Raw genomic sequence first — 22,582 nt, 5'->3', positions numbered from 1 at the left:
CAGCGTTTGCCAGAAATTCAACAGCAAGCTTCCTGCTAGGCACTTTCGGCTTCTAGCGTCGGTAGCATGGGGCGGCTGTTTATGGCGATCGGGGATTCCTTCACCGAAGGCGTGGGGGACTGGGAACCCAGGCTGCCCAACGGGGTGCGTGGCTGGGCTGACCGCGTGGCCAAGCAGCTGTCCAAGTCGGATCCCGAATGGCAGTACGTGAATCTGGGCATCCGCAGCCGCCGGCTCAAATCGATCATCGACGAGCAGATCCCCGTTGCTTTGGAGCTCAAGCCGGAGGTGATTACCTTCTATGCCGGAGGCAACGATATCCTCGAATTCCGAAAGGACATGAAGGAGTTCCTGGCGCAGTATGCCCGAGCCGTCGACGCTCTGGTCTCCACTGGCGCCAAGGTTTTGCTGTTCACCGGGTTCGATATCCCGGTGCACCCGGTGCTCGCCCCGTTCAAGCGGCGCAACTGGCGCTTCAACGAGTGCGTGCGCCAGCTGGCCGAACGCTACCCGGATTCGGTGGTGCTCGTTGATTACTGGAACTGGGATGCCTACCGGGACAAGCGCATGTGGGATATCGACAAGCTGCATATGAACCGTGCAGGCCATCGTTATATGGCCATCCGGATCCTGGAGATCCTCGGATATCCGCACCAGCTGGTTTTCGATCCCTTTGGCGCCGCGGACCGGGTCGGGTTCTGGCAGGCCACCCAGCGAGATGTGGAATGGCTGAGGCAATGGGTGCTGCCGATGTTCGGGCGGCGCATGCGCGGCATTACCTTAGGCGACCAGCTGCAACCTCGCTGGCCTGAGCCGATATATCCGGCACAGGGGATGAAAAAGCAGTTCCGCAGGCGCCGTAAATCAGAAGAGTCGCGGCACCTGCGGAATTCCGAGCTTGGCTAGCAGGTCAGCCGGTAGGGTTTTCCATTGCTTCGGGGCTCATCCACGCGATTTCCCAGACGTGCCCGTCCGGGTCCTGGACGGCTGCCTGGTACATGCCCGGGAAGGGCTCATCCGCCGGGCGGTAGACGTTGCCGCCGCCGGCCTCGGCACGTGCGACAAAATCGTCGACGCCTTCGCGAGTTTCCGCAGAGATGGCATTGAGCGTTTCGCGCACGCCATTTCCGAGTGCCGGTTGATCGCCATTGACCAGGAAGCTGGAGAAGAACTCCTGGCGCAGCACCATCACGAAGATGTTCTCGTCGATGATCCAGGAGGTGGCGTTCTCATCGGAGAACGTGGGGTTCTTGGTAAAGCCCAGAGCCTCGTAGAACTTGTCGGCTCTTGCTAGATCTGCGGTCGGCAGGTTGACGAAAATCATTTGTCCCATGGGTGGCTCGCTTCTGCGTAGGCGGGAATTCCTCGGTGCAGAATCAACTTTGCTGGACGCAAGAACCCAGTGCAAGAGCTTGGGGTGAATTGCCTGCAAATAAAGCAAGGTCCCGCCGGGGCACGCAACGAGGTGCGGCCGAGCGGGACCTTGAATCTAACCCTTGGTTTAGTGAGGGCTTCGGGCAATCGAACAGAGGCTAGATCAGAGCCTTGGTGATTTCCAGCGGGATGCGATCGCGGGTGTAGGTGATCTGGTCGTAGCCGTGAGGCTGGGGCTTGCCGTCCGTGCCCATGTTCACGAACACCAGCTTTTCGATGGTCAGGATCGATTCCTGGGTGAAGATGTTGCGCACCTCTGCGCGCAGGGTGATCGAGGTCCGGCCGAAGTCGATGGCGGTCAGGCCCATCTCGATCAAATCGCCTTCCTTTGCGGAAGCGATGAAGTTGATCTCGGACATGAACTTGGTGACAACGTGCTTGTTGCCCAGCTGGATGATCGAATAGATCGCAGCTTCTTCATCGATCCAGCGCAACAGGCTGCCGCCGAACAGCGTGCCGTTTGCGTTCAAGTCTTCTGGGCGGACCCACTTGCGCGTATGAAAAGTAATACCCTTAGCCATGCACAAAATGCTAAGTCAGGCGGAGGACTTTGCGCTGTTAGTTGCTCCACAATGTCGGGGAAAACACAGGGGATTCTCGAGTTGGAGGTCCTCGGCGAGCGTGATTCTGTCCGCTTCGAGCTTGACGCGAGGTGCCAAGCGCCGGAGCTGTTGATAAGGTCAAACCAAGCAGCATGGATCAATGGACTCAGGATCAGAGGCAGGTGAGAATGACCTATCCTTCGGAAGGGAATAACGAGACTATTCCTACCGACTTCGACGATGTCGTTCAGCAGGTTTCCACCGGTGAGCTGGAGCATAATCGCATCGACTCCTTGCTCAAGGAAGCCCATGAGCGCTACGCGGATGTCGATGATGGACTGCTGGCCCACTACATTCCGATCCTGGGCCAAGCCGATCCCGACCTCTTTGGCATCGCCATGTCCCACGTGGGCGGCTCGGTCCACACGGTGGGCGATTGCAGCCATCTCTTTTCGATCCAGTCGATCTCGAAGATGTTCGTCTATGCGCTGGTAGTCCAGGAGCACGGCCGCGAAGTCGTCCGGGACCGCATCGGAGTGAATAACACCGGCATGTCGTTCAATTCGGTCATGGCAGTGGAATTGAACAACGGGTTGCCGATGAATCCGATGGTCAATGCCGGTGCCATCGCCACCACCTCGCTGATGCCGGGGAAGACCGCTGCCAAGAAATGGGAGAACGTGCGCGAAGGACTCTCCGCCTTCGCCGGCCGGTCGCTGAGCCTGGATGACGAGGTCTACCATTCCGAGTCGTTGGCCAACGAGCGGAACAAGGCCCTGGGGCATTTGCTCAAGAGCTACGGCCGGTTGGATGGCGACCCCTATGATGCTGTGGATGTCTACACCAAGCAGTGCTCGCTGAACATCAACGCGCACGATTTGGCCATCATGGGAGCGACACTGGCTGACGGCGGCGTGAACCCGGTGACCGGACAGCGCGTTGTGGATGCTGATGTTTGCCGCGACACCTTGGCGACGGTTGCCTCCAATGGCTTGTACGAGCGCTCGGGTGAATGGCTGTTTGAAATCGGTATCCCGGCGAAATCAGGTGTTTCCGGCGGTATCGTCGCGGTGGCTCCCGGCAAGGGTGCCATCGGCGCGTTCTCGCCGCCATTGGACATGGCCGGGAACTCGGTGCGTGCGCAGCTTGCCATTGGGCAGCTTTCGCGCGCCATGGGCCTGAACCTCTTTGCCTCGGCCCCGGACCGGGACAGCTGATTCCGGGAATTTCGCAGTTTATCCAATAAGGTGGAATGATTCGCTAACTAGCTAAAGTTTGCTAGACAAGCGGTTAGGTCTTGCTGACTTGTTTCCGCCATCCGGTGCATGGGTATTGCAAGGTCTGGAAAAGTCCTGTTAGAAAGAGTGTCCCACCTGCTGGTTAGGAAAAATTGACAGCACTCTGAGTGCACCTCTGCGCAATAGTTGTAGTGCGTCATTTCGAGGGACCTGACGGTTGTCACGGCATGTGAAGTGCCGGGGTTGAAAAACCTACTAAACAAGCTTTACTTAAAGTGTGTGTCACTGGGGGCACGTGAACTTTGAGGATGCGTATTTCATGAAGAAAGTAACCAAGGCAACCATCGCCGCAGTCGCTGCCGGAGCGCTGCTCCTCGGCGGAGCAGGAACCATCGCACTTTGGCAGCAGTCCGAAACTGTTGACGCAGGGACGGTAAATACTGGCCACCTGGCGCTCACCGTAGACAACAACGGCGTCTGGACCGACATCAGCGACGGCGGTGCGGGTGTGCCATTCGATCCGGCCACCGAGCAAATCGTTCCGGGCGATGTCGTAGCCTACACGCAGACAGTGCAGATCGATGCCGAAGGCAAGAACATCCAGGGTGCCCTGTCGGTAGGTACGCTGCAGGCGCTGCCGCCGGAGCTCCAGGACGAAATCGAACTTGGCCTTGAAATCGATGCAACGGCTGAAGGATTGACCAAGGAAGGCAACGTCATTTCCTTTGCAGAGCAGGGAAGTTACGATGTGCCGGTGAAAATCACCGTGACCTTCCCAACCGGAACCGCTGCATCTACGCCAAACGACACCATGGACAAGGCGATTGACCTGAACGCGCTGACCCTGACACTGGACCAGGTTCGCAGCTAGCGGTTGGCGGATTCTCGAAGCGGCATGCCAAAAGCCCTGAAGTTCGCAGCGACGGCGGCCGTGGTGCTGGTGCTCGGAGTCAGCGCCCAAACCACGGTCGCTGCTTGGCGCGCCGAAGAGCGAATTGATGCCGGGGCGGTCCAGACAGGTTCGCTGAGCTTGTTGGCAGGAAACAGCAACAGCGCAAAGAAGGACTACGTCTTCTCCGAATTGAAAACAGAGAACCTGCTGCCGGGTTCATTCGTGCAGGCACCATTGACGATTTCCAACGCCGGCACGACGTCATTGACCTACGGGCTCGCTGGAATCACGACAGGAACCGATAACGGAAACGCCCAGGATAAAGCTTTGGCCGCGGCTGGAACGGTCAGTATCTATGCGGCCGTGCCGCCCGCAAGCTGTATGGGAACGCAGCAGTTCACAGGACAACTGCTCTACTCCGGCTCCTTGAGTGCGGGGGCAGCATTCAGCAACCCTCGCGATCTTGCAGCTGCAGGATCACCATTGGCCTCCGAAGCACTGTGCATCCGGTTGAGTCTTCCGGCCGGGACTCCACAGACCGCCGCCGGAGGCAAGATGGCGCCGACCTTCAGATTCACTGGACAACAGAAATGACGGTATTGACGCGGGCCCAACGACGCCGTGAAGAACAGAAAACTGGTCCATTTTGGTGGGTCGGCCAGATCTTCTCGTGGCTGGCGCTGTTCATCGTGCTTACCTTGCTGGTCGTCATGGTAGTTATTCCCAAGCTGGGCGGGGCCACCGCCTACACAGTGCTGACTGGATCCATGCGACCTGACTACCCTCCAGGGCAACTGATTGTGGTCAAACCGGTTCCGGTTGAACAGATCGAGGTGGGAGATGTGCTCACCTATCAACTGGAGTCAGGAAAGCCCGAGGTGGTGACCCACCGGGTAGCCGCGGTGCACTCGACGCTGTCGGGTGAAAAGCAATTCGTACTGCGCGGCGATGCGAATAACACCGATGATGCGCCGATTGTCGCGGAACAGGTTCGTGGCAAGCTCTGGTACTCGCTGCCGTGGCTCGGATACCTGAATTCAGCGCTCAGCTCTTCGCAACGAACCTGGCTGACCTGGCTGGCCATTGGAGGACTGCTGTCCTATTCGCTGGTGATGTTCGCAGGCGCATGGCGTGACCACCGCAGGGAGAGTGCATCATGACGTTCGGCATACCGTCAAAGGTCATGTTGTCCATCGCGCTCGCCGCCGGTTTGCTGAATGCCGGCAGCTTCGAAGCTCACGGTTCCGCAACGGACGCGGGAGGACTGAGCTATAGCGTCAATGGTGGTGACTTCCGTGCGAGTCCAGGCGAACTGTTTGGCGGCGAGTTTCAGCTGGTTCCGGGGGACCGACTGACTGAAAAAATCACCATTCGCAATGAGCGTCCACATCCAATCGCGGTCACGCTAAGGCCCACGGTTGCTGAACCTGCCAACGGGCTGCAGTTCGTGGTGGCGGGTGACTCCATGGCCCGGCTGGACCCGAAACAGAATGCTGATTTTGAGTTAGAAGCCCGATTGCCGGCTTCTGCAGGAAATTCTTCGGAGGATCTGGTGAGATCACTGAGCCTGGAAATCAGCGCTGTCGAGGTTACCGGCGGAAACCTGCAGGAACCTGAATCGCCGGAAAGTCCGCCGTATCAGGAGCGTCCAGATCCCCCGGAAGCGGACGGAAAACATCCACCCGATGAGCTGAAATCCACGGGCTTCAGCAGCTGGGCCATACCGCTCGCACTGGGCATGGCCGGGGCCGGCGTTGCGCTTTATCTACGTTCGAAGCGGATCAGCGTCCACGCACAGACCTATCAAGGAGATTCTCAATGAGCAGACGATCGGTACAGATCAAAGCAATCCTGTCGATGGGAATACTGGTGGGTCTTGGTGCGGTATCCACGCTGGCAGCCTGGACAGGAACTGCCACGGCAACCTCCAGCATCACCGCTGCGAAGGTGTCGCTTGGCGTCGGCGCGACGGCTTCCGGTGCAACCAGCGCAAGCTACACCGTGCCGCTCTCCTCAGTGAACTGGTATCCGAAAGTCAGCGCTGCGGCGATAGTTGTCGTGAAGAACACCAGCTCGGTTTCACTTCCGTATTCCATCAAGGGAAGCATTACCGAAAGCGACGGCGCGGAACTGGGCAAGGCCATGGAAGTAGTGGTGAAAACTGGCTCAAGCGTCAGCGGTACCGTACCGAATGCCACGTGCTCCGGCTCCGCAAAAACGCTTGAGAAGTCCCCCGGCTCAGCGTTCAGTGCAGATGCCAAATCTCTGGGGGAATTGGCAGCGGGTGCCACAGAAACTTTCTGCGTGCAGTACTCTCTGCCAGAAAACGCAGCCAACAACCTTCAAGGTGCTACGACGAAGGTGGACTTGGTCTTCACTGGAACGGTGGGTACTTAAAGTGGCGAATCGAAAGCGAAACGGGCTTGGCGCGCGTCAACGCTATTGGGTTCAGAACGTCGCCCTGAATACCGGGGCGATCCTCGGTTCGCTGTGCCTGCTCATGACACTTGCAGCCTTGCTGTTCGGGCTGAAGCCGCTGGTTTTCACCAGTGGTTCAATGGGCCCAGAAATCCCCACTGGTTCTTTAGGGCTGGCTGTTCCCACCCCGGTTGGGGATATCGCCGTAGGCGATGTGGTTTCGGTGGTGACCAGCGACGAAGTCAGGGTGACGCACAGGGTTGCCGAGAAGACAGAAGCTGGGCTGATCCTCAAGGGTGATGCCAACCCTGTCGCAGACCTGCAGCCGTTTGCGGTAGACAGTGTCGACAAGCTGCTGGCCAGTGTGCCGATTCTGGGGTACGTCGTCACGTGGCTGTCCCAGCCGTGGGCCTATTTCCTCGGCGGACTGCTGTGCGCATACCTGCTTTATGTCGCGTTTCTCAAGAATGACCGCATCGCGAAGGGGCCGGAGAATTCTGAGGGCTCTGTGCGCGAAGAGCAGTTGTCTGAAAAGCCGATTCGGAAATTGCTTCGAGGCCCATCGGTTCTTTCGATTATTCTTTCGTTCGGGTTAGTCAGTGGCTTGGCGGTGCATCCTGTCGTGTTTTTGACGACTCAGGCTGCTTTCAGCGGTTCAGCCACCGCGACGACGGGCGCGCAGACGGCCCGAAGCATGCCAAAAGTCCCCGGGACGCTGCACTGCACCACTACAGGTGGCATTCTTGGTGCAGCGACTAGTGCAGAAGTCGTTTGGAATCCCGCCCCGAACCTGCCCCCGCGAGCTAAGTATGCCGTCAGAGTCCAGTCTGTTGCAGGCGAAGTTCGATACCTGAGCGTAAATTCAGGGAACGAGAAAATAAGCTTTGATGGCGGTCTCAGCCTCCTGGGACTCCTGTTCGGTAAGGCTCAAACCTTTGAAGTACGAATCCTGACGGTCATTACCACTGATGGTGCTGCGGTGAATGAACAAGGCACGAATATTGGCTGGTCTTCATTAGTCAGTAGTGCGCCTAAAATCGCGATCGACTACAAGCCAGGCGTGCTTATTCTTGACAGCTACTCATGTCCCAAGGCCTGACTGCCCAACGGACATTCGTTGAGGAAGAATCAGCGTTCTCAAGCTGATCGATACAACATCCAATCTGAGCAGCAATCCACTTTCCGTTCAGATGGTGTCGCTTAGCCCGTCCGGCAAGGCCTTTTGAAAACTGGAGAAGAACCGACGTCCGAACACCAGACGGCCGACGGTGTAGCTGAACCGAGCGCAGATCCGAGCACGAAGGAATCGATGATTGCGATCGCCTGCGGGCGCCGTTTCGGATCCAATCCTGCTTGTTCCAGTACCTCTGCCGAGGCATCATAGATCCGCAAGGTAGCGAAGCCATGCACGGCATGGCTGGTGAGCAGCGGGATCAGCCTTCGGTGCGTTGAGCACGACTCCCAGTAGGACATGGCAATTTGCCGCACGGACTCCTGCCAGTCGCCGGTAACTTCATCCGGCAGGCTGATCGTGGACGTGGCGCACTTTCTCGTCAACTCTAGGTTGAGTTCGGAAGACAAGGCATGTGCCATGGCACCCGTGGCATCACCCAACAGCTTCCCTCAGCCGCACTCAAATAGGCGGCTAGCTAATGCCGGTCGCGCGGCGGCGCTGCAGGAAGACTGGCTTCGCCACCGTGCGGTTCGCCGAGAACTTCGGTTCGGCCGTGCGCCGGCCCAAGGCCAGCTCGGCCAGGTGCTCGCCGATGGCGGGCACGAACTTGAAGCCGTGGCCGCTGAACCCTGCGCCGACGGTGATCGGGCCGAGCGAGTCGAGGATGAAGTGCTCGTCCTCGGTATTGGCGTAGGTGCAGGACACCGTCTCATAGCGCGAGGGATCGACCCCTGGAAGCCAGCGTTCCGCGTAGTCCTGCAGCCCGCGCAGCTGCTCCCCGCTGGCTTGGTGCGGGCGGTGCTCTGGATCGATGATCTGCCCTGAGCCGTGCCAGCCCACCTTGATGCCTTCGCCGGGGGTGCGCATCCCGTAGACGGGACCGAAGATCCGTGAACCGATTTCCCGGTTCGGGTCCAGGATGTGGTTGAATCCGGGCCAGTGCGCAGGCAGGTCCTTTTGCGCAAAATGCACCGGATGTTCTTCGGTGACGTGGATAGCCGGCAGCCTGAGCGCATCGCCGAGCAGCGACCGGGTCCAAGCGCCCGCGGCGACAATGGCATGGCGGGCCCGGATGGTCGAACTGGTTCCCCGGTGCTGGACCTGGACCTCAACACAGTCATCGGCAAGCACCTGAACGCTTGCCACCTGGTGCCCATGCTCCACGGACGCACCCTCGGCAACTGCCAGCTGCTGCAGGGAGGAAACTGCGAGGTCGGCGTTGATCTGGCCGCCGGAAGGGATATGCAGGACTTCGGTCTCGAACTTCATGCCGGCGAAACGCTCTTCCGCAGCTTCAATGGACAACAGCTCGCTGTCGAAACCTGCCTGGCCTAGCACCTCGTGCATGGCGCGCTGAGCTTCAACGATTCCGTGATTGACCAATCCGGTGCGCGTCAGCAGCGCAGTGCCGCAACGCTGCGAGATCTCATCCCACAGGGTGTTGGAGCGCTGCAGCAGGCGCAGGTACTCGGGTTCGGCATAGGCCGGATTGAAATTGCGGGTGGCCCCGTGCGATGCGCCTTCCTGATGTCCCGGAGCGAAGCGTTCAAGCAGCAGCACCTCGTGTCCGCCGGCGGCCAGGGACCACGCGGCTGCCGAGCCCATCGCCCCGCCGCCAATTACCAGGAAATCCACGTCATTGCGCATTCCTACAGCGTAGAACTCCAGCCGAAGCCTGCTCCATTCAAATGACTCATTGGCCGTGGACTAACGTAATAGTGGACAGCGACGAGGGATACCGGAGGCAGCGTGGAGCAGGGCGTGCAATTTGCGGCGATCATCGGCTTGGCGGCCGCAGTCTTCGTGGGTGCCTCCACACAGCGTATTTCCGGCATGGGATTCGCACTGGTTTCCTCGCCCTTCCTGGTGATGGTGCTGGGGCCGCACGAAGGTGTCATGCTGGTCAACTTGCTCGGCGCCTGCAGCAGCCTGCTGATCTTTGCGCAGGTCTTTCGGCAAGTCGAATACCGGAAAGTCGCTTTCATGCTCATCCCCGCCATGCTCATGACCATTCCCGGGGCGTGGGTGGCGAACTCGCTGGATGGGCCATGGCTGAACATCGGCATTTCCTTCATGGTGATCCTCGCGCTGTGCTCCAGCTTCATGATCCGGAACCTCGCCATGGCCCAAAGCAGGGGACTGGCTATTGGCGCAGGGGCTGTCTCCGGATTCATGTCCGTGACTGCCGGGGTCTCCGGTCCGGCCATTGCCGGATATGCGGTAGCCAGCCGCTGGCCGCAAGCCCAATTCGCCATCTCCGTGCAGCTCTATTTCCTGGTGCTGTCCTTGACGTCGCTGATCGCCAAGGGCGGCATGCCGCAGCTGCATTGGCAGCAATGGGGTGCCTGCTTCGGCGCGATGGTGCTGGGCATCGTGCTGGGCAATTTTCTGGCCCCGAGGATTCCGCAGAAGTTCAGCCGCGCCTTCGTGGTGCTGATTGCCTTCAGCGGTGCGGTGAGCCTGATGGCCAGCGGCTTGCTCGCGTTGTCCTCGAACTAGCGCAAAGACCTGTTCCGCGGAGGATGGCCGGGCCGCGGACGGTACACGTTCTTCAATGAAAATGAGAGAATGTACTACGTGCATTCCCAATATCCCGATGTCACTCTCAGCAGGCGAGTCACCGAACTGGACATCGAGCGCCGTGCCCTATGGGCCGGCCTGATCTGTTCCCTCTTCGGGCTGGTTGTCGGGCTCATCATCTTCGCCGGTGAACGTCCGCCGCTCTTTGGCGATCTGTCGGTAGGCATTGTTTCAGCCGTCTGCGGTGCCGTCTCGGCCGGAACCAGCAGCGCCTATGCGTTCCGCACCATGCTCCGGGCCCGCGAGACGTGGCTGAAGAAGATTCCCGCATGGCGCCGGATGGTTACTGCCCTTGGCCTCGTCTTGGTGCACGTAGCCAGCACCATCATGATCATGCTGGTCGTGTTCCACCTGCTCCAGCAGGCTTTCTACGGGCTGCATCTGGACGTGCTCGCAGGGGCTCTGGCAGTCAGCGTTGCCACGGGCATCAGCGCTTACCTGTCCCTGGAAGCCACCGCGCGGATTAATGCGGAGTCCCTGTCAGTGGTGCTGGGGATCTTCATGAGCGCCGGTGTGCTGATCAGCATGCTGCTGGCCGAAGACCAGAACTGGTGGCGGAGCATGTTCTCGTCGCTGGGGACCACGCAAGCCGGCATGGGGTCCTTCTGGACCTTCAATCTCACCCTGGTGATTTCCGGCTTGGTGCTCGCTGCCTTCACCGAGTTCCTGACTCGCGACCTGGTCCGTTTGGCACAGACCTACCGTTGCCGCCCTGCGTTGGAACGCTACAAGATTGCACGCATGGTGCGTCCTCGTCCGAAGCTGGTGCGCTGGTGCCTGCTGCTTGTCTCCGTGGGAATTATCGGCATCGGCTTGGTTCCCTTCGACGTGGCCATGGAGGTGCATTCGGCCTTCGTGCAGACGGTCTCGGTGGCCATGATCTTCCTGCTGCTGGGCACTATCGTGCTGCTGCCGGGCTACCCGGTGGTGTTCCATCTGCTGTCCTATGCCGCTATCGGCGCGATCTGGGGCGCCTTCCAGCTGTGGACCAAATGGTCCTATTACAACCTGACCGGTTTCGAGCTGTCGGTGGTGGCCATCATGTTCAGCTGGATCTCGGTCTTCATCCGCACCACCTCGGCCATGACGCAGGATCGCTCCGAACCCCGGACCACCCATTCGCCATCCGAGCTGGCCAAGGCGAAGAAGAAACCAGCGGTCAAGGGCGACTGAGCCTGAATATCCGTCGCAAGGCTGAAGAATTCCTCCAGTGCGGGCCGGTAGCCTGAGAATATGTTGATCGCAGAAAAGCTCTACTTGCTCATGGCCGATGACTCCGAGAAACCAGAAGCAGTTGTATCAGCTACGGGATACGGCATGAACGCCGCCATCATCACCGACCTGATGATTGCCGGGCGTGTGGCGCTCAGCGAGGATGAGCAGCGGCAGATCCAGCTCATCGGTGCCGGCCCCTGCCCGGATCCAGTGCTTGCCGCGCCATTGGAGCAGCTGGAAAGGCGGGGCAGCCTGAGCCTGGATGACGCGGTGAAGATCAATTCCCTGTGCGATGTCCGGTTGCTGACCGATTCCCTGGCCAAGGGCGGAATTATCGAATATGGCGAACGCACGATGCTGGGCTTGGGCAAGCAGCGGGTGCGCATCATCAACCAGCAGATCCAGCGCCAGATCAGAACCGACCTGCACGGTGCCCTTCACGGACAGAAAGTCCCGGGAACCAGCGATACCACCGTGCTCGCGATCCTTCAGGCGGTAGGCCTGGTGCACCCTGTGCTGGAAGATGAGCTTGCGCCGATGACGGCAGCGCAGGCGCAGTCCCGGATTGCCGAACTCGCGCAGGATTCACCGGCAGCGGACTCGGCGCAGAGAGCAGTGGCGGCGATGAACGCCGCGATTGTCAGTGAGCGCGTCATTCCGCCTGCGCCAGGCAAGAAATAGCCGAACGGCGCACGCCTTTCAGCGCAGGGTGCTCAACCCAGCATCAATGACCACCTGGACGGTGGAACGGTAATGGTTCCCGAGCAGCTCTCCGAGCAGGCCGGCATCGCGAGCCAGAGCGGCATCCAGGATTTCCTGGTGCTCCTTCTCGACGTTGCGCTTGCCTGCCGCCTTCGACGGGGCGGCCCAGCGCCGGTAGAGCTCGGTGAAGTTCGCCAGGTCGGCGGATAGCTTGAGCATCGGCTGGCAATCGCAAGGCACCAGCAATGCATGGTGGAATTCGCGGTGCGCTTCGGACCACGCAGGGTTGAGTGTGCCGGGTTCCTCCGGCAAGCGCCGTGGGGTGCGCGAGAGCTTGTGGTGGGCCGCGATCACCTTGGATTCCCACGCGACGTCTCCGCGTTCAACTGCCAGGCGGGCGGCCAGCGCTTCGGTGGAGCAACGCAGCTCGGTGATATCCGCCAGTTCGCGCAAATCGAGATCCGGTACGAAGAACCCGCGGTTCGGGCGGATGACCACCAGGTTTTCCCCTGCTAGCCGGGTCAGTGATTCGCGGATCACCGTCGTGCTGGTTTCGAACTGCACTGCCAATGCGGTCGGCTGCAGGCGATCGCCTGGGGACCAGAAGCCATCAAGGATGGTCCGGCGGATACCCTCCAAGGAATGAACTGATGCCTTTGCCACGGGGCCTCTTCCTGCGCGATCGATTAAATCTGACGTTAATAACAATAATCATATTCTTCGCCGAGGATAGATAATCCACACGCGGAGGGCAACGGATCATCGGGAGAATGCTGGCAATTCGCCGAAGCTGTTTACCATCGCTGGCAACGGCCCTAGGCTCGGGGCATGCCAGTGAAGATCCGCACGATCCAGACCGCAGTTCCCGCGACGCAACTTGCTCAGGACGAAATCCGTGATGTTTTCGCCAGCCAGCCGAATCTGAGCCGGCTGGGCGAACGGCTCATCGCCACTTCCTTCAACTCCGCAGCGATCAGCACCAGATACAGCTGCGTCGACGAATTCGACCTCACCCTGCCACAGCCGGAACAGCCGATGTTCTATGACCGGGCCGCCGGACTCCTGCTCTCCCCGAGCACCGCGGAGCGCAATAACGTGTACGCCAAGCAGGCAGGCATGCTCTTCACGGAGACCGCGAAGAAGGCGCTGGATGCCTGCGAGGACCTGGCGCCGGAAGACATCACCCACGTCATCACCGTCTCCTGCACCGGGTTCTACAACCCCGGCCCGGAGTACCAGATCGTGCGGGCGCTGGGGCTTGCCCCGAGCACCGTACGCCATCACCTGGGATTCATGGGCTGCTATGCCGCCTTCCCCGCATTGCGCGCGGCCCGCGACTTCTGCCTGGCCGACCCGGACGCCACGGTGCTGGTGGTCTGCGCAGAGCTGTGCACCTTGCATGTGCACAGCTCGAATGACCCGGACACCATCATGGGCTCGGCTATCTTCGCCGACGGGGCGGCCGCGGTGATCGTTTCGGCAAAGGGCAGCGGGCCGCTGCAGATGGACGGCTTCGAGACCGTGCTCACCCCGGTAGGCGAAGAAGCGATGGCGTGGAATATCGGTGATCACGGATTCGAGATGGTGCTGGGCACCTACGTCCCGCACATCATCGACGAGCACATCACCGCGGCATTGCAACCGCTCCTGGACAAGGACACCGACTCGGAACTCTCGGTTGAGAAGATCCAGCACTGGGGACTGCATCCCGGCGGCCGGGCCATCCTGGACCGGGTGCAAAACCGGCTGGGCCTGGATGACCGGCAGCTTCAGCCGGCCCGCGCGATCCTGGATCGCTATGGAAACATGTCCAGCGCCACGGTGCTTTTCGTGCTCAAGGAAATCCTGGATTCCGCGGCAGCGGACAGCGGGGATCGAGTCTGCTCCATGGCTTTCGGCCCGGGGCTGACCGTTGAAACCGGGCTGTTCACCGTATCCAGGAGGGAATGATGCTCCGGCTGGCGAGGGCCACGGAAGCCATCGAGGAAATGGACCGCCCGGATTGCGATCCGGTGCTGCTGCGCCGCACCTACGCCCAGTTCCCGCTGGTGAACCGGGTGGTGGCGGGCTGGCGGAGCAACTACCTGGAATGCATCCGCCCGTTGCTGGTGCACCGGGCACGGGCCAAAATCCTGGATGTGGGCTGCGGCGGCGGGGATATTGCGGCGAATCTGGCCCGGTGGGCGCTCGTCGATGGGTTCGAGGTTGCAGTGCATGGCATCGACCCGGATCCGCGGGCGATCGGCTACGCCCGGCAAGCGCTGCACCGCAGCAAGCTGCCTGCAGGGGCACTGGAATTCCGCGAGACCACCAGCACCCGGCTGGCCGCCGCCGGCGAGCAGTACGACCTGGTGCTCTCCAACCACCTGCTGCACCACCTGTCACCGGATGAGCTGCAGCAGCTGCAGGAAGACACCGAGCAGTTGTGCACCGGTCTCGGGGTGCACAGCGATATCCGGCGCTCGCCGATGGCGCTGGGACTCTTCGGCCTGGCGACCCTGCCCTTGGCCGGCAGCTCGCTGATCCGCCGCGACGGCCTGACCTCCATCAGGCGCAGCTATGTGCCCGAGGAGCTGGAACAACTGCTCCGGACCGGGTGGGAAGTGCGCACGCAGCGCCCGTACCGCAACCTGCTGTGCTGGGATGCTGGACGCCATGGATGACGTCGCGATCATCGGTGCCGGACCGGTGGGCTTGGCCTTGGCCATCCTGCTCGCCCAGCACGGGCGCAGCGTCCGGGTCTTCGAGCAGCGCAGTGCGCCGGCAGCCCACTCGCGGGCCTTTGGCCTGCACCCTCCGGCACAGCAGGTCCTGGATCAGCTCGGAGTGGGGGAGGCCGCGCAGCGCCACGGCGTGCAGATCCGCGGCGGGCTGGGGATCTCGCGCGGGATGAGCATCGCCGCGATGGATTTCGCCACGATTGGCGGACCTTACCCCTATGTGCTGTCCTTGCCGCAGCAATCCACCGAGCATTTGCTGCGCGAGCGGCTGGAGCGGTTGGCACCGGGTTCGCTGATGCCCGGTCGCGCTTTCGAGAAGGTACTGGGGCAGTCCGAGCAATCCGTGGAGTTCCTATCCGGCGGCACCGCTTACCGGGCCCGATGGCTGGCCGGTGCCGACGGGGTCCGCTCCGCAGTCCGCACGGATCTCGGGATGGACTTTGCAGGAGCAAACCATCGTGACAGGTATCTGATGGGTGACTTTCCCGATACCACTGGACTGGTGCATGCTGCGGCGCTGTTCCTGCACCAGCAGGGGATTGTCGAATCCTTTCCGTTGCCCGGTGCATGGCGGCGCTGGGTGGTGCGCGTCGAACAGAAGCTGGACAATGATTCGCCGGGAATCTTGACCGAAATGATCATGGACCGGACCGGATACCTGCTTGACCCCGGGGCCTGCACCATGACCAGCTATTTCGGCACTGCTACCCGGATGGTGTCCTCGATGGTCCACGGGCGGGTGGTGCTGCTCGGGGACGCGGCCCATCAGATCAGCCCCATCGGCGGGCAGGGGCTGAGCTTGGGGCTGGCTGATGCGCAGGCAATAGCCGACCTCATTGCCGCCGGTGCACCAGCTGGTTCACTGGATGATCTGCGGCTCGCGGCCGCCCGCAGTGCTGCCCGGCGTGCGCAGGTCAACATGCTGCTGGGGCGGGCCCTGCCGAGCTGGTCCGTCCCACTGCGGGATACGGCGATTTCAGCATTGGCTGCCAGCGGCTGGTTGAAGCAGAAGGTCGCGCGCAGTTTCACGATGACTTCGCCCGGGCAGAGGACTATTCCCGTTGCATGACGAAATGGCAACGCTTCGGTTGCTGGTTGCGTGATTGCATCAATCAGTGCGATACCCGGTGGCGAGGACAGCGCAGGTCGTGGCAGAAGCGTGACGGCCTGGCCGGATCTGTTGCCTGCGAGCATGCATTGAGCTCAGATAACTTTTATGTCCATCTGTTGAATTAACGGGCTGGGTGACTGCACACTGGTCGGGTTCACTTGCGCATGCAGCGAGGCATGCGCAGCGGAAAGGACCCATCATGAGGAAAACGACCAGTGCCGTGCTATGCGGCGCAAGTACCGCCCTTCTGGCGCTCACTGCGCTTGTCCCCGCTTCGGCGGCGCCCCCGGAAAAGACCGACAGCATCTGGCTCTCGGGCGAGGTGGCCCATGTCGGCGAGCTTGACGGTTTTGCCGGCAACGCACACCTGATCAGCTTCTTCGCACGCACCACTGGTTCGGGTGATGCAGCTGTGGTGAACTTCGACTGCCCGGCAGGCGAACTGCCGTCGTGGGATCCGGACAGCGGATGCGAGACGCTGGACATCGTGGGAATGTACGGTGACGCGCTTGAAGTGCATATCGACAAGCAGCTGAAGAACGGCTCGGTCAGCGGATCAGTCAGGGCATACCAGGGCGAAGACGAAAACGGCGAGCCGATCTGGGGCGATACCTACCAGCTGGAGGCGGTCATGGCTGGCACCGGTGACGCGGTGATCACCCGCGAGCACCAGGAAGGATTCCGCCACTGGAGCAAGGACCGCCCTGCAGCTGCCACCAGCGGGCAGCTGGGGGGGGGGCATGGACCTGGCCGGGGCAGTGGGCAACATTGGCCACCTGAAGGAATCCTTCAAGTACTGAATACCCGTATGCAGCAGTGCCGTACCGCAGGTAGATTGGCGGTGCGGCACTGCTTGCGCGTGCCCAAACTCACCGCCAAACTCTCGCGGATACATGAAACAATAGGTAGCAATGACTTCCATCGATTCCACCCCACTTTCCGCTGAAGAACGCAAGGCGCTGCGCAACGAGCAGGCCGCGGCCCAGCGCGCCCAGCAGCTGCGCATCTCCAAGTCCCGAGCCGAAGCCGAAGGCCGTGCCCAGGTCGTGCCGACCGCCGAAGGCTGGAAGCAGGAGATGGGTGCCGATGGCCGTCCGGAGCTGCAGTTCTCCACCAAGCGCCGCGTCTCCCAGCCGCCAACGCACCTTGCCGACCTGTCCCTGGCCGAACGCCAGGCCAAGCTGAAGGAACTGGGACTGCCGGGCTTCCGCGCCAAGCAGCTCTCCGTGCACTACTTCCAGCACTACACCACCGACCCGGCGCAGATGAGCGACCTGCCGAAGAACGGCCGCGAGGAACTCGCCGAGGCGATGTTCCCGAAGCTGCTAACCGAGGTCAAGCGACTGGAAACCGATGACGGCAAGACCATCAAGTTCCTCTGGCGCCTGTTCGACGGCTCGCTGGTCGAGTCGGTCTTGATGCGCTACCCGGGCCGCATCACCCTGTGCATTTCCTCGCAGTGCGGCTGCGGCATGAACTGCCCGTTCTGCGCCACCGGCCAGGCGGGTTTGACCCGCAACATGTCCACTGCTGAAATCCTTGACCAGATCGTCCAGGCCAACCGAGTGATCGCCGAGGGCGGACTGGGCGGACGCCAGCACCCTGATGAGCGCGTGGGCAACATCGTGTTCATGGGCATGGGCGAACCACTGGCCAACTACAAGCGCGTGATGAACGCCGTGCACCGCATGGTTGCCGAGGCCCCGGAAGGCCTGGGCATGAGCGCCCGTGGCATTACCGTTTCCACCGTCGGCTTGGTTCCGGCGATCCGCAAGCTGGCCGACGAGAACGTCCAGGTCACCTTCGCCCTGTCGCTGCACGCCCCGGATGACGAGCTGCGCGACGAACTGATCCCGGTGAACTCGCGCTGGAAGGTCGACGAGGCGCTGGATGCGGCCTACGACTACTACGTGAAGACCGGACGCCGCGTCTCCATCGAATACGCGCTGATCAAGGACATGAACGACCACGAGTGGCGCGCGGAAATGCTGGCCAAGAAGCTCAACGCCCGCGGTCGCGGCTGGGTGCACGTGAACCCGATCCCGCTGAACCCGGTGCCGGGCTCCATCTGGACCCGCAGCGAACCTGACATCACGTCCAAGTTCGTGCGCCGCCTGGACGAGCTGGGCGTGCCGACCACGCTGCGAGATACCCGCGGCAAGGAAATCGACGGCGCCTGCGGCCAGCTCGCAGCCGACGGCGACAAGTAGCAAACTTCGTGGAGACCAGCTTTCGCTGGTCTCCACGGTTCTTTAACCGGATGCCTTCAAGCAGGAGGGCTGCACGTCGATGTATGGTTCAACTATGGCCGTTTCAGACCCGATGTTCCTCGACAAGACCAATCCTGAGCTATGGAACTCGATTGGCCGATTCTCCAAAGATGTCGCCAAGTCCTACCGCGCCGCCGGAATCAGCGACCGCACCGCCGAACTGGTCAACCTGCGCGTATCGCAGATCAATGGCTGCGCCTTCTGCCTGGACCTGCATGCTCGCAAGGCGCTGGAGGCCGGCGAAAGCCTGCAGCGGATCACCCTGCTGCGCACCTGGGATGAATGCGGAGGGCTGTTCACCGAAGAAGAATGCGCCGCATTGGCCATCGCCGAAGCAGCCACCGACCTGCCGATACCCGATGAGCGCATTGCAGCGGTGGCCTCGGCCCGGCTGGTGCTGAGCGATGAGCAGGTGGCCGCGATCCAGTGGATCGCCATCGCCATGAACGCTTTCAACCGGATTTCCATCCTTTCGCGCCACCCGGTCAAGGAACGCGAACTGGGCACCACGGGCAAATAGCCAAAGGCCGCCGTATTTCGCTTGGGGATACGGCGGCCTTTGCATCGGATGCGCGCTGGGCGTTCTGCCTACAGCTTTTCCTGCGGGCTGGTTGCGCGCACGGCTGCGGTGAAGCGGCGCTCGAATTCTCCAGCGGAAACCAGTTCGCGCTCTACGCGGAACGAGGATTCCTCGATGCCCAGCACCGCTGCGATCAAGGAGCGGGTGTAGAGGGAGATCTTGCGGGACTTGCGGGTGGAAGTCACATGATCCAATTCGGGAACCCAGATGTTCCACCAGCCGGCTTCCTTGGCGACTACTGCCTTGAAAACGCGCTGTTCACTCATGTCTCGTCCTGCTCCCTGCGCTGCTGCGCTCAGTGGCCTTTGCTCACTTCAATAGTCCACTACCTGCAGCCATGGCGACAAGTCGCCTGCTCCGCCAGCGCTACTTCGCCAGCGGCGCCCCGTCCTTGCCGACCGCGAAGCGCACGACATCGTCATAGGCCCGCCGCTCGGTCTTCTCCAGCTGGTACTGCGAATCCAGCAGCGGGAAGATATGCACAGGGGTCAAGGTCAGCTCGGCGCCCTGCGCGGTATTGGCCACATCGATCAGCAGGTGCCCGTAATGCAAGCCGCCGGAGACCAGTTGCGGAACACCGTTGGCATCCTCGGCCCAGGTTTCCGGCTCATCGGCCGGGGCCGACCACTGCGAATGCGAGTTGAAACGCAACGGCTCGTACTCGCCTTCGGCATTGCGCACCAGCTTCTCGCCGCGCAGGCCATCGGCTGCCACTCCGACGTCATAGGAGAGGAAGCCGCGTCCGTCGCCGTTCTCATCCACCCAGGAGCGCTCGAACATCTCATCGTGGCCGGAGATCACCGCTGCCACGCCGTGCTCCTCGAACACCGGAGTGTAGGCGCGCATTGCGGTACCCGACTCGTTATCCGGGTGCTCATGGTTGGGCGGGGTGCCGTGCACGCCGTTGGGGTAGGCCGCGTGGTGGAACTGGACCAGCACGATCTGGCCCTTGGCGCGGGCATCGGCCAGCTGCTTCTCGGCCCAAGCCCACTGCGCCGAAGCGGCATCCATGTTCGGCAGGTCCACGTCCTTATCGATGGATCCGGGGAACAGCTCCTTGAAGCCCTGGACGTAGGACTCGAAGGTGAACTCGCCCTGGGTATCGGTGGACAGCTTCCCTGCGTCCATATTCGTGTCATCGCCCGAGAACTCCTGACCGGAGAGCTGGCCGGTCTTGGTGTTCTCATCCGGGCGGCCGTTGGTGGAATCCAAGGTCAGCACGGTGACCGGCCCGTGATCCACCCGGTAGTAGGAGCCGTTGTACTCGGGGTGCTGCGGATCCCGCGGCAGTGAGAAGTAATCCAGGAAGCGGTTGCGCGAAATGACCGCCGGGGTGCGGCCGGCATCCGTGCCGTAGCCGCCGTTCAGCGCGGCATAGGTTTCCCAGTTGCCCAGCGCCGGAAGCAGCGGGACATTGGAGGCCAGGTCCGAATGCTCCCCGGCCACATGGCCGAAGAACTCATCCCAGGCCGGCTGGTAGCCCGAACCCTGGGTGAGGTCGCCGGCCATCATGACCAGGTCCGGATCGGCGGCTTGGATGTGCTTGAGATTCTCAATGAAGGCGGTGGACTGGTCCAGCGGGTAGCGCAGGGTCGGCTCGCCGTAGCGGGTGGTCATGCCGAATTTCTGGTCCCAGGCGGACCCGGCACCCGGGCGCTGCAGCCAATCCGCGGTGTAGCCGTTGACCGGGGAGAGTTCCCATTCGCGATGCTCGGTGCGTCCGCGCGGCTCGGTTTCGGAATCGGAGAACGCAATGATGCGCACGTTCTTCCAGGCCTCGCCCTTCGGCGCCGTCTTGAAAGCCGCGCTGTGGGTTTCGCCGGACTGGGTCACCGTGTAGTTGCAGGTCTTTCCCGGCTTGAGATCCTCGAAGGTCACCGAGTGCTTGTAATTCGAATTCGACTTCAGCCACGAGCCCTGCTCCAAGCCAGCGATCTGCTCATCGAGTTCGGCCTGGGTGTATTCCATGAGATCCAGGTATGCCGGCGCGCTGCTCTGCTGGCCGGACTTGCCCAGGCCCGGTCCGCTCATGCTGATGGTGCCCGGCTCATCGGTTTCGCTGATCCAGTTGATGGTCATCGAGGTGGAAGAAGGAGCTTGCAGATATGGCAATACGCGGAACCCCGGTGCGGGGTCCTTGGCAACTGCCGCCGGAAGGGCGGCAGCCGCGGTTGCAGGCGAGGCTGCCGCTCCGGCGGTTGGCGCCAGGGCCAGGGGGAGCAATACTGCGGCGGCCAGGGCGGCCGAGAATGGCTTGTTCATGGTTCGTTCTCCTGTGCGAGGTGTCGCCTGCAATAGGCGGATGCCTCGAGGATGCTCGGGGCGAATGCCCCAACGGTGGACGGGAGGCAAACGGAGGGGGAACCGGGGCAGTGAGCCTGCTCACCGGCTTCCGGTGGGCGCAATGCCACGCTGGAGCCGATAGCCTTGAAGCAGATAGCGCAGAAGGCCGCGGCGAGGATGCCGCGGTTCTTCGATGCCTGCGGAAAGAAGGACAAACAGTGCAAGCTTCCCAGCGTTCCAAGGTAGCTCCCTTTGAAGTGATGCAGATCGTTGACCAGGTCGCCACGATGCGTGCCGCGGGGCACGACGTGATCTCCTTGTGCGTCGGAGAACCCGGCGGCGGCGCGCCAGCTGCGGTCAATGAGCTGGCCGCCCAGCTGCATGCCGGGCACGCAGACTTCGGGTATACCTCCACCGCGGGCCTGCTCGAAACCCGCCAAGCCCTGTCCCAGCACTACCTCGGTACTTATGGGGTGCAGATCCCGGCCAAGAACTTCGTGATGACCACCGGGTCCTCCGGAGCCTTCCAGCTCTCGTTCCTGGCGGCCTTCGATGCCGGAGACGTGGTGGCGCTGGCCCGCCCCGGCTACCCGGCCTACGCAAACATCCTCGGTGCCCTGGGACTGGAAGTGGTGGACCTGCCCACCGGCGCGGCACAGCGTTTCCAGCCCACCGTCCAGCTGCTCGAAGCGGCCAAGAAGCAGCACGGCCGCCTGGATGGTCTGGTGATCGCCTCGCCGAATAATCCCACCGGAACCATGTTCAGCGCCCAGGAGCTCTCGGAGTTGGCCAGCTGGTGCGAAGCCAATGACGTGCGGCTGGTCAGCGACGAAATCTACCACGGTATCGAGTTCGTCCCGGAGCGCAAGGGCCACACCTCGTGGGAGTTCTCCCGCACCTCCATCGTGGTCTCCTCTTTCTCCAAATACTGGGGGATGACTGGCTGGCGTCTGGGCTGGATGATCGTGCCCGATGACCTGGTGGCCACCGTTGACGCGCTGGCTTCGAACCTTGCGCTGTGCGCTCCGGCACCTGCGCAGCGTGCGGTGGTGGCAGCCTTCGAGCAGCGGAGCCTGGATGAGGCCAATGAGCGCGTGGCCGAGTTCGCCCGCACCCGGGCCCACGTGCTGGAGCACCTGGGCAGCCTGGGGATCAGCGAGGCGGCACCCGCCGATGGGGCCTTCTACCTCTATGGCCGGTTGGCCCCCGAAGTCCTGGAGCATTTCGGTTCCGCGGGCCAGTACTGCCAATCAGTCTTGGAACACGCGCACGTGGCGCTGACCCCGGGAGGCGACTTCGATCCGTTCGAAGGGCACCTGTTCATCCGCTTGTCGTTCGCGGCCGGATACGAGCGTGTGGCAGAAGCCGTGGAACGGGTGGCTGCGTTCCTCCGCGAGAGCCTGGCAGGCAGCTGATTATCCAC

General features: G+C 61.8%; 25 protein-coding genes. 18 read left to right on the top strand and 7 right to left on the bottom strand.

Annotated elements, in window-relative coordinates; all coding sequences use genetic code 11:
• The first annotated feature begins 66 nt into the window (after positions 1-66).
• Complete coding sequence (locus tag EKH49_RS01500) at positions 67-906, top strand: SGNH/GDSL hydrolase family protein (protein ID WP_128469373.1); 840 nt, start codon at positions 67-69, stop codon at positions 904-906.
• Between the two features lie 4 nt (positions 907-910).
• Here EKH49_RS01500 and EKH49_RS01495 read toward each other — a convergent pair whose 3' ends face one another.
• Complete coding sequence (locus EKH49_RS01495; RefSeq protein ID WP_128469371.1) at positions 911-1,333, bottom strand: VOC family protein; 423 nt, start codon at positions 1,331-1,333, stop codon at positions 911-913.
• A gap of 199 nt (positions 1,334-1,532) precedes the next feature.
• Entirely contained in the window at positions 1,533-1,955 is a 423-nt protein-coding gene (locus EKH49_RS01490) for an acyl-CoA thioesterase (protein WP_073706909.1), read from the bottom strand.
• A gap of 209 nt (positions 1,956-2,164) precedes the next feature.
• On the opposite strand from EKH49_RS01490, the gene glsA reads away from it, so the two are divergent.
• From glsA to EKH49_RS01455, 7 genes are all read left to right on the top strand, one after another.
• The gene (gene glsA / locus EKH49_RS01485) at positions 2,165-3,193 is read left to right on the top strand and encodes a glutaminase A (RefSeq protein WP_128469370.1); all 1,029 of its coding nucleotides are present in this window, start codon (positions 2,165-2,167) and stop codon (positions 3,191-3,193) included.
• 340 nt (positions 3,194-3,533) lie between these two features.
• Positions 3,534-4,085 (top strand): alternate-type signal peptide domain-containing protein, encoded by a 552-nt coding sequence (locus EKH49_RS01480; protein ID WP_128469368.1) that lies wholly within the window; start codon positions 3,534-3,536, stop codon positions 4,083-4,085.
• 60 nt (positions 4,086-4,145) lie between these two features.
• A complete protein-coding gene (locus tag EKH49_RS01475; protein WP_128469367.1) occupies positions 4,146-4,700 on the top strand; it encodes a hypothetical protein in 555 nt (184 codons plus the stop codon).
• Positions 4,697-5,266: a signal peptidase I gene (locus tag EKH49_RS01470; RefSeq protein WP_128469365.1), complete on the top strand. Its 570-nt coding sequence runs from the start codon at positions 4,697-4,699 to the stop codon at positions 5,264-5,266. The genes EKH49_RS01475 and EKH49_RS01470 overlap by 4 nt, the downstream gene beginning before the upstream one ends.
• The gene (locus EKH49_RS01465) at positions 5,263-5,928 is read left to right on the top strand and encodes a hypothetical protein (protein ID WP_128469364.1); all 666 of its coding nucleotides are present in this window, start codon (positions 5,263-5,265) and stop codon (positions 5,926-5,928) included. The genes EKH49_RS01470 and EKH49_RS01465 overlap by 4 nt, the downstream gene beginning before the upstream one ends.
• Complete coding sequence (locus tag EKH49_RS01460; RefSeq protein ID WP_128469362.1) at positions 5,925-6,503, top strand: SipW-dependent-type signal peptide-containing protein; 579 nt, start codon at positions 5,925-5,927, stop codon at positions 6,501-6,503. Before EKH49_RS01465 ends, EKH49_RS01460 begins: the two co-directional genes overlap by 4 nt.
• A gap of 1 nt (position 6,504) precedes the next feature.
• Positions 6,505-7,623, top strand: a complete 1,119-nt coding sequence (locus tag EKH49_RS01455; protein WP_161567416.1) for a signal peptidase I — start codon at positions 6,505-6,507, stop codon at positions 7,621-7,623.
• 101 nt (positions 7,624-7,724) lie between these two features.
• On the opposite strand, the gene EKH49_RS01450 is transcribed toward EKH49_RS01455, so the two are convergent.
• Positions 7,725-8,105, bottom strand: a complete 381-nt coding sequence (locus EKH49_RS01450) for a TetR/AcrR family transcriptional regulator C-terminal domain-containing protein (RefSeq protein ID WP_161567415.1) — start codon at positions 8,103-8,105, stop codon at positions 7,725-7,727.
• Between the two features lie 64 nt (positions 8,106-8,169).
• Entirely contained in the window at positions 8,170-9,333 is a 1,164-nt protein-coding gene (locus tag EKH49_RS01445) for an FAD-dependent oxidoreductase (protein ID WP_236640976.1), read from the bottom strand.
• 126 nt (positions 9,334-9,459) lie between these two features.
• On the opposite strand from EKH49_RS01445, the gene EKH49_RS01440 reads away from it, so the two are divergent.
• The 3 genes from EKH49_RS01440 (at position 9,460) to EKH49_RS01430 (ending at position 12,174) form a co-directional block, all read left to right on the top strand.
• A complete protein-coding gene (locus EKH49_RS01440; RefSeq protein ID WP_128469357.1) occupies positions 9,460-10,197 on the top strand; it encodes a sulfite exporter TauE/SafE family protein in 738 nt (245 codons plus the stop codon).
• A gap of 78 nt (positions 10,198-10,275) precedes the next feature.
• Entirely contained in the window at positions 10,276-11,451 is a 1,176-nt protein-coding gene (locus tag EKH49_RS01435; protein WP_145964430.1) for a hypothetical protein, read from the top strand.
• A 60-nt stretch (positions 11,452-11,511) separates the two neighbouring features.
• Entirely contained in the window at positions 11,512-12,174 is a 663-nt protein-coding gene (locus tag EKH49_RS01430; RefSeq protein WP_128469354.1) for a GOLPH3/VPS74 family protein, read from the top strand.
• Between the two features lie 18 nt (positions 12,175-12,192).
• Here the strand turns inward: EKH49_RS01430 and EKH49_RS01425 are convergent, their stop codons facing one another.
• Complete coding sequence (locus EKH49_RS01425) at positions 12,193-12,858, bottom strand: GntR family transcriptional regulator (protein ID WP_161567414.1); 666 nt, start codon at positions 12,856-12,858, stop codon at positions 12,193-12,195.
• Positions 12,859-13,023: 165 nt separating this feature from the next.
• Here EKH49_RS01425 and EKH49_RS01420 point away from each other — a divergent pair, with 165 nt between their 5' ends.
• The 6 genes from EKH49_RS01420 (at position 13,024) to EKH49_RS01395 (ending at position 18,816) form a co-directional block, all read left to right on the top strand.
• A complete protein-coding gene (locus tag EKH49_RS01420) occupies positions 13,024-14,145 on the top strand; it encodes a type III polyketide synthase (RefSeq protein ID WP_128469352.1) in 1,122 nt (373 codons plus the stop codon).
• Positions 14,145-14,858 (top strand): methyltransferase domain-containing protein, encoded by a 714-nt coding sequence (locus EKH49_RS01415; protein WP_128469350.1) that lies wholly within the window; start codon positions 14,145-14,147, stop codon positions 14,856-14,858. Before EKH49_RS01420 ends, EKH49_RS01415 begins: the two co-directional genes overlap by 1 nt.
• Entirely contained in the window at positions 14,851-15,984 is a 1,134-nt protein-coding gene (locus tag EKH49_RS01410) for an FAD-dependent oxidoreductase (protein WP_161567413.1), read from the top strand. The genes EKH49_RS01415 and EKH49_RS01410 overlap by 8 nt, the downstream gene beginning before the upstream one ends.
• Positions 15,985-16,225: 241 nt before the next feature.
• Positions 16,226-16,972 carry a hypothetical protein gene (locus EKH49_RS01405; protein WP_128469348.1) on the top strand — a complete coding sequence of 249 codons (747 nt, stop codon included), beginning with the start codon at positions 16,226-16,228 and terminating at the stop codon, positions 16,970-16,972.
• Entirely contained in the window at positions 16,938-18,236 is a 1,299-nt protein-coding gene (gene rlmN, locus EKH49_RS01400; protein WP_073706892.1) for a 23S rRNA (adenine(2503)-C(2))-methyltransferase RlmN, read from the top strand. Before EKH49_RS01405 ends, rlmN begins: the two co-directional genes overlap by 35 nt.
• 94 nt (positions 18,237-18,330) lie before the next feature.
• On the top strand, positions 18,331-18,816 hold the full coding sequence (locus EKH49_RS01395) for a carboxymuconolactone decarboxylase family protein (protein WP_236640975.1): 486 nt from the start codon (positions 18,331-18,333) through the stop codon (positions 18,814-18,816).
• Positions 18,817-18,884: 68 nt separating this feature from the next.
• Here the strand turns inward: EKH49_RS01395 and EKH49_RS01390 are convergent, their stop codons facing one another.
• Positions 18,885-19,142 (bottom strand): hypothetical protein, encoded by a 258-nt coding sequence (locus EKH49_RS01390; protein ID WP_128469346.1) that lies wholly within the window; start codon positions 19,140-19,142, stop codon positions 18,885-18,887.
• Positions 19,143-19,242: 100 nt separating this feature from the next.
• Positions 19,243-21,138: a metallophosphoesterase family protein gene (locus tag EKH49_RS01385; RefSeq protein WP_128469344.1), complete on the bottom strand. Its 1,896-nt coding sequence runs from the start codon at positions 21,136-21,138 to the stop codon at positions 19,243-19,245.
• Between the two features lie 239 nt (positions 21,139-21,377).
• Between EKH49_RS01385 and EKH49_RS01380 the strand changes: the two genes are divergently transcribed.
• Entirely contained in the window at positions 21,378-22,574 is a 1,197-nt protein-coding gene (locus tag EKH49_RS01380) for a pyridoxal phosphate-dependent aminotransferase (RefSeq protein ID WP_128469343.1), read from the top strand.
• Positions 22,575-22,582: the final 8 nt, after the last annotated feature.

Source organism: Glutamicibacter sp. HZAU (assembly GCF_004100365.1).
Classification (GTDB): Bacteria; Actinomycetota; Actinomycetes; order Actinomycetales; family Micrococcaceae; genus Glutamicibacter; species Glutamicibacter nicotianae.
The sequence above is the reverse complement of the archived record's forward strand: the minus strand, read 5'-3'. Positions and strand labels throughout refer to the sequence as shown.